The sequence below is a fragment of the Mycobacterium sp. genome, from assembly GCF_039583785.1.
Classification (GTDB): Bacteria; Actinomycetota; Actinomycetes; order Mycobacteriales; family Mycobacteriaceae; genus Mycobacterium.
This window is the reverse complement of record NZ_JAVKSG010000118.1, coordinates 1-6,000: the sequence shown is the minus strand read 5'-3', so window position 1 is coordinate 6,000 and position 6,000 is coordinate 1. Positions and strand designations below refer to the sequence as shown.

Annotated in this window: 6 protein-coding genes and 1 pseudogene; 3 read left to right on the top strand and 4 right to left on the bottom strand. The window is 64.1% G+C overall.

All coding sequences use genetic code 11. The annotated features are described in order from the left end of the window. Positions 1 to 218 precede the first annotated feature (218 nt). Positions 219 to 1,025 (bottom strand): L,D-transpeptidase, encoded by an 807-nt coding sequence (locus tag ABDV69_RS19830; RefSeq protein WP_343577438.1) that lies wholly within the window; start codon positions 1,023 to 1,025, stop codon positions 219 to 221. Positions 1,026 to 1,298: 273 nt separating this feature from the next. Between ABDV69_RS19830 and ABDV69_RS19825 the strand changes: the two genes are divergently transcribed. Both ABDV69_RS19825 and ABDV69_RS19820 read left to right on the top strand, forming a co-directional pair. Next, complete coding sequence (locus ABDV69_RS19825; protein ID WP_343577436.1) at positions 1,299 to 1,697, top strand: OB-fold domain-containing protein; 399 nt, start codon at positions 1,299 to 1,301, stop codon at positions 1,695 to 1,697. A gap of 26 nt (positions 1,698 to 1,723) precedes the next feature. After that, complete coding sequence (locus ABDV69_RS19820) at positions 1,724 to 2,935, top strand: thiolase family protein (protein WP_343577435.1); 1,212 nt, start codon at positions 1,724 to 1,726, stop codon at positions 2,933 to 2,935. A gap of 27 nt (positions 2,936 to 2,962) precedes the next feature. On the opposite strand, the gene ABDV69_RS19815 is transcribed toward ABDV69_RS19820, so the two are convergent. The 3 genes from ABDV69_RS19815 to ABDV69_RS19805 are packed head-to-tail and all read right to left on the bottom strand — an operon-like array spanning position 2,963 to position 5,113. After that, on the bottom strand, positions 2,963 to 3,223 hold the full coding sequence (locus ABDV69_RS19815) for a protealysin inhibitor emfourin (protein WP_343577433.1): 261 nt from the start codon (positions 3,221 to 3,223) through the stop codon (positions 2,963 to 2,965). A 19-nt stretch (positions 3,224 to 3,242) separates the two neighbouring features. Further along, positions 3,243 to 4,292, bottom strand: a complete 1,050-nt coding sequence (locus ABDV69_RS19810) for a M4 family metallopeptidase (RefSeq protein ID WP_343577432.1) — start codon at positions 4,290 to 4,292, stop codon at positions 3,243 to 3,245. Between the two features lie 17 nt (positions 4,293 to 4,309). Beyond that, complete coding sequence (locus ABDV69_RS19805) at positions 4,310 to 5,113, bottom strand: mycofactocin-coupled SDR family oxidoreductase (RefSeq protein WP_343577431.1); 804 nt, start codon at positions 5,111 to 5,113, stop codon at positions 4,310 to 4,312. 244 nt (positions 5,114 to 5,357) lie between these two features. Here ABDV69_RS19805 and ABDV69_RS19800 point away from each other — a divergent pair. Then, a pseudogene (locus ABDV69_RS19800) lies at positions 5,358 to 5,591 on the top strand (alpha/beta hydrolase); the annotation flags it as partial. Positions 5,592 to 6,000: the final 409 nt, after the last annotated feature.

The window sequence follows — 6,000 nt, the reverse complement described above, 5'->3', positions numbered from 1 at the left end:
TGAATGCCAGGAGGTGAACATGCTGATCGCATGCACGCACGCACTCGCCACGATGAACACAAACCCCAATTCGTCAGACTGCCACGAGCACAGACTGCTCGACAGCATGAAAGGGGGGCTGTCAGGTTAACGGTGTAACTGTTTGTTGTAGAACAGTTTCCGGCTTTAGGCCGAGCCCGGGCGGCATTTTGTGTTCTCCATCAAAAACGCTGTTTGCCTTATTCTTTGACGACAACTGGGTCGCCGATATTGACAGCGTTGAAGTACCACTCGGCGTCGGCGGGACTCAGACTGATACAGCCATGGCTGACATTTTCACGACCCAGGGACTGAGCGGCCCATGGCGCCGAATGTACGAACAGCCCGCTGCTACTGATTCGGGTGGCGAACTCCACGGGAGTCTTGTAGCCCTCCGGATCGGTGATAGGAACGCCCACACTGCTCGAATCCATAATCACCGTGCGTTCTTTCGACAACACGGTGTAGACGCCGACGGGAGTCGGAAAGTGCGGCCGGCCCATTGAGGCGGGCATGACGCCGGGTTCGCCATAGTGCGGTTGGTGGTGCGGTGCCGGCAGCTGTTGCGACGGTCCGCTCGGAGCACCGTCGACGCTGACCGTGAACGTGTGGCCGGAGATGTCGGCAACGCCGAGCACTGCGGGACCGGTCTTGATCTCCGCCGAGGCGCCGCCTACCGACAGTGCAATGGTGCTGTGCGCCGGCCAGAATCGGTCTGGAAGCCATTGCACGACTTCATTGTCGAGCCACTCGTACTTGCCGGTCATCGGCGGCGATGAGGTCACGCGGACGGAGCGCTGCGCGGCGCTCCGGTTGGTGACGGGTGCGCGGAACCTGATGACGACCGGGTGCGCGACACCCACGACCTCGCCGGCTGTCGGACCGACCGAGGCGATCGGAAAGCGGAACGACTGGTCCGCCGCGGCCAGGCTGAGCCCCGAGGGGCCCATGACGACTGATGCAGCGGTGCCAGCCGCCACCAGAACAGACCGAAGAACCGCGCGCATGCACCAATTCCTTTAGTAGACAAGTTGTAATAACGATCCTAGGCATGTCCGGAATATTGGACAGGTAAGGGCGCGTGGGCAATTCGATAAAGCGTCGGTCACGTTTCGGCTACGGCCTACCAGACCACGAGAGCCGGACAAGCGCTCAGCGAAGGTTTGCGCGCATCGCTCGTCGCGGCGGAAGTCGCGTTTTCGCTGGGTCTGATCTTGATATTCGGCATCCGTGGCTGAACCGAAGTGGCTACGGTCGACAGTGCAGACAATGGAGGTGTTATGACGGGCAAGATCCCACTAGTCGACTACTTGGTGCTCGACGACGGCGATCCGCACCTCGTCGCGCAGGAATGCCGAAACTGCGGCGCCCGATTTTTCGATCGGCGCAACGCCTGCGCCGGTTGTTTCGCATCGGAATTCCGGACGGTCGCGGTGCCTACCGAGGGCACCGTGCGGGCCTTCACCATCGTCACTTTTGCCGCGCCCGGCATTCCCACCCCATTCGTCGCCTCCGTCGTGGACTGCGACGGTACTCAGGTGCGCGCCAATGTGGTCAACGTCGAGCCCGATCCCGAGCACGTCCGCGACGGCATGAAAGTGCGCCTGGCGACATTCCCGATCGGCACCGACTCGGCGGGCACCGAAGCGATCGGCTTCGGCTTTGAGCCCGTGAACTGACCATCCGCACCGACAAGGAGCAGCCCATGAGCGCCAGCGACGACATTTGGATCCTCGGCATCCGGATGACCAAATTCGGCAAGCACGCCGACAAAGACACCATCGACCTCGCGGCCGAGGCCGCCACCGGCGCCCTCGTCGACGCCGGGGTGACCATGGCCGACATCGGCGTCATCGCCGCGGGAAACCTGATGGCGGCCAACGCGGGGATCGGGCAGCAACTGCAGAAGCAGATCGGCCAGACCGGCATCCCGGTGTACAACGTGGCCAACGCCTGCGCCACCGGCGCCACCGCGCTGCGGACCGCGATCATGGCGGTCAAGGCCGGCGAGGTGACGTACGGCCTGGCGGTCGGGGTGGAGAAGCTGTCCGGCGCCGGACTGCTCGGTGGTGCCGGACAGATGAAGAAGGACGCCGATGTCTGGGAGCCCAAAGGCCGCTACGGCGCGGTCGCCCCGGTCGACGGGCGGATCGGCACCGAGTCGATGCCGGGTGTGTTTGCTCAGATCGGCACCGAGTACGGCCACAGATACGGTGGCACCAGCTTCGAGTTGTTCGCCAAGATCAGCGAGAAGAACCATGCGCACTCGACGCTGAACCCACTGGCCGCATATCAGAAGAAATTCACCCTCGCCCAGATCATGAACGACGTCATGATCGCCTACCCGAACACGCGGCCGATGTGTTCGGCCAACTGCGACGGTGCCGCTGCCGCGGTGGTGTGCAACGGCGAGACGTTGAAGTCGCTGTCACTGCGCCAACGCGAGCGGGCGGTGAAGGTCGCGGCATCGATCCTGACCACCGACCCGTTCGAGGACGGCTGCCAGGTGCTGCCGAACGTCAACACGCTGACCCGTAATGCCGCCGCGACGGCCTACGAGCAGGCCGGCATCGGGCCCGGCGACCTGGACCTGGTCGAGTTGCACGACTGCTTCGCCACCGCCGAGTTGGTGCATTACGACAACCTGATGCTGTGCGAAAAGGGTGGCGCCGCGGACTTTTTCAACTCGGGCGCGACGTGGCGGGACGGCTCGATGCCGGTGAACGTCTCGGGCGGGCTGCAGTCCAAGGGCCATCCCATCGCCGCCACCGGAATCGCCAACATCTGGGAGATCTGCCACCACCTGCGCGGCGAAGCAGGCGACCGGCAGATCGAGAACGCCAAAGTCGGGTTGGCCCACGTGATCGGCCTCGGCTCGGCGTGCGGCGTACACATCCTGGAGAGGTCCGCTGCATAGCGGCGATCGCGAGCGCGGCGGAGCCGGTCAAATGTCAGCTGCGACAACACTTGCCACGTTGTCGGGCATCACGCTTTCTGGGATCTCGCGTGTTCTGGTGCTCGAGGGTGATTGACGGGTGACCAGGTAGGTGTAGCGGTCGGCGCCGGAATCCGCGTCCAACGGTTCTTCGCTGTCGAGTAGTTGCTCGAGTGTCTCGCGATCAGCGGGGTCCAGGGCATCGCCGTCGACAGTGCAGCGGGCCTTCAGCCCGGCCAAGCCGCCGCGTCGCTCGATGATGTACTGCATTGCTGCGCCCGGATCGTAGTCAGGTTGGAATGCCGACGCGCGTCCACGCGTCGTCCACCCCACGATAGACGTCGCGATCGGCGGCAAACAGCGATCTGGCGGCGGAGCGCGTGAGGGCGGCGAACTTGCCGAAATCCATGGCCGGGTCGGCGTCGGGATTCGTCAGAGCGGCGTACCAAACCTTACCGGTCTTCTGCCATGATCGTCCGCCGACGTTCATGGCCGAAAGATAGAAGGCGTGATTGGGAATGCCGCTGTTCTGGTGCGGGTCGCCGCCGGGCACGTAGTCCGCGTAATGCGACGGTTGCGGGGATAGGCACCGTCGGGAACCGGGATCTGCCATATTGCGAAGACAGTTGTAGCCCTTGGCAATTGCCGTCGGACCAAGCACTCCTGGGCCGACGAGCCAGCCCGAGTCGGAGACAGTTTGCTTGTTCCGCCACTGGTGGAACATCGCGCCGAACGCATCCGAGATGCTCTCATTGAGGGCGCCAGGCTCGTCGGAGTAGTCGAGCCCTGCAGTGAATTGTGTGACACCGTGCGTCAACTCGTGGCCGATGACGTCATCTGACTTCGTGAAGTCGGCGAAGACCTGGCCGTCGCCGTCGCCGTACGTCATCTGAGCGCCGTTCCAAAAAGCGTTGTCGTAGCGCACGCCGTAGTGGATCGACGACATCAACGTCATGCCTTTGCCGTCAACGGAGTTGCGGCCAAAGCATTCTCGGTAGTATTGAACGACGGAACGGGTCGTATCGAACACGCGCTTGGCCGTGATGTCGATGCTGTCAGGAGGATCTGCAACCGGCAAGCCGGGCAGCGATCGAGTGTTCTTGCAGTCGTAGATCGTTACCGCTGGGGCAGTCGCCAGCACGCCGGCAAGCCGCCGGCCGGTAAATTCTGTGGCCAGCAGACTGGACTGTGTCGCGCTGGTGTGCGCGATGCGTAGCCCACGCCACATGTTTTCGACGGCAACGCTCTCGCGGATCGCATCGCGCGAGTCCGCCGGAATCGAATCATCCTCAGCGAGGCGGCGTAAGACCGCAGTCGGCACGATGAACCGATCGCACACGTGGCGACTCCTTTGCGTCAGTGAATGCGGGCGCTGCCGCCCAGGCCGATCTCGAGGACGCTGCCGGTGATCACACCCGGGTCGGTGACCAGGTACAGCACGCCGCGGCTGACGTCTTCGGGCTGCAGCCACGGCTGGGGAATCGGGTTGGCCTTCATCATTCGCCGTACGAGATCGTCCGGGATGTCGTCGCCGCCGGCGGGTTGCACCATCGGAGTCTGCGTGGTGGTCGGGCAGACGACGTTGATCGTCACGCCCTCCCTGGCGACCTCCAGCGCGGCCGATTTCGCCAAGCCGATGACGCCCCATTTGGTCGCGTTGTAGGCGGCCAGGTCCGGGATGCCCATCCGGCCGCCCATCGACGAGGTGACCACGATGCGGCCGAATCGTTGCCGACGCATCACCGGTATGGCCGCGCGCAGGGTGTGGAATGTGCCGGTCAGGTTGGTGTCGATCAACTGCCGCCACACCCGTTCGCTGACCTCGTCCAGCGGCCCGGTGCTGACGATTCCGGCGTTGGCCACGACGATGTCGAGGCTACCCAGGTCGGCGACGGTTTGGTTGACCGCGGCGTTGACGGCGTTGGCGTCGCGCACGTCGAGCGTCAGCGGGACGCAGCGCCGGCCCAGTTCGTCGACCAGCTTGGCCGTCTCGCGCAGGTCGTCCTCGGTGCCCAGCGGATAGGTCAGGTCCGCCATCGCGGCTGGAGCATCGGCGACCACGATGTCGGCCCCCTCGGCGGCGAGCGCCAGTGCGTGCGCGCGGCCCTGCCCGCGGGCCCCGCCGGTGATCAAGGCGACGCGCCCATCCAAAGCACCCATAGTGGGTCAAATTACCAGCCGAGTGAACGTCCTGGAGCGAAACCGATTGTGGCGGCCTTGATTCCGAGGTCTCGGTGACCTAGGACGCCGTCGGCAGGATCTCGACCAGCAAGTTGCCGACGGTGAGCCCCTTCTGCGCAACCGGCCGCGGCTGAGATTATCTGGCGAGCTGTTGGTCGTTCTGTCGTTCTCGGGTCTGCCCATGCGAAGGTCCGACGTCACGCTGTATGTCAGTCGCCCGGACGCCGACGCGATGTACTCGCGCATTCGGGAGCACCTGGCGGGCACCGGCTTGGTCGTCGTCGGCGTGGAATTCCGCAACTGCGGGGAAAGCTCGGCCCGCATCCACGTCCGGGCGGGTTGAAACGATTGCGCGTCGAGGGCAATCTCACTCTGACGTTGGGGCACAACGCCAAACGCGAAGGGTCGCTACCCGGGATCGCCGGGTGACCCGACTTGTTTCGCGGGTTCCGCGACCTAGGATGGCCTGAGAAATCGATCGCCGCAGTTCATTTCGGTTGAACGAGCGCGACCCGATGCGCGATGCCCGACGTTTTCGCCGCCGCTGTCCGGAAACCCGTTCCTTGGAACTTGCTGGACGGCAATCCATCCAGCTTGACTACCTACAGAATCTCAGTAACGCCTATGCGCCGTTCAGGCGGGTGCGCAAAAATGGGGGTTTCATGATTAGCTACTGCCCCAACATTTCTCGCATCAGGCGATGGGCCACCGGTGTGGGTTTGGCTGGTGGAGCAGCCGGGCCACAATCCGAATCCCGACTTCACCCTCGTCGACGCGACCGACGTCCTGGCCGAGCTTCGCGCCGAAGGCAAGGAGGTCTTCGTTCACTGTGCTGGGGCGGCCTCGCGGACGGCCGCGGTGGGGGC

What these genes read in the sequence shown, in the direction of transcription:
- ABDV69_RS19820 (WP_343577435.1), top strand. Translation starts at nt 1,724, where the DNA reads ATGAGCGCCAGCGACGACATTTGGATCCTCGGCATCCGGATGACCAAA.
- ABDV69_RS19815 (WP_343577433.1), bottom strand. Translation starts at nt 3,223, where the DNA reads ATGCAGTACATCATCGAGCGACGCGGCGGCTTGGCCGGGCTGAAGGCC.
- ABDV69_RS19805 (WP_343577431.1), bottom strand. Translation starts at nt 5,113, where the DNA reads ATGGGTGCTTTGGATGGGCGCGTCGCCTTGATCACCGGCGGGGCCCGC.
- ABDV69_RS19830 (WP_343577438.1), bottom strand. Translation starts at nt 1,025, where the DNA reads ATGCGCGCGGTTCTTCGGTCTGTTCTGGTGGCGGCTGGCACCGCTGCA.
- ABDV69_RS19825 (WP_343577436.1), top strand. Translation starts at nt 1,299, where the DNA reads ATGACGGGCAAGATCCCACTAGTCGACTACTTGGTGCTCGACGACGGC.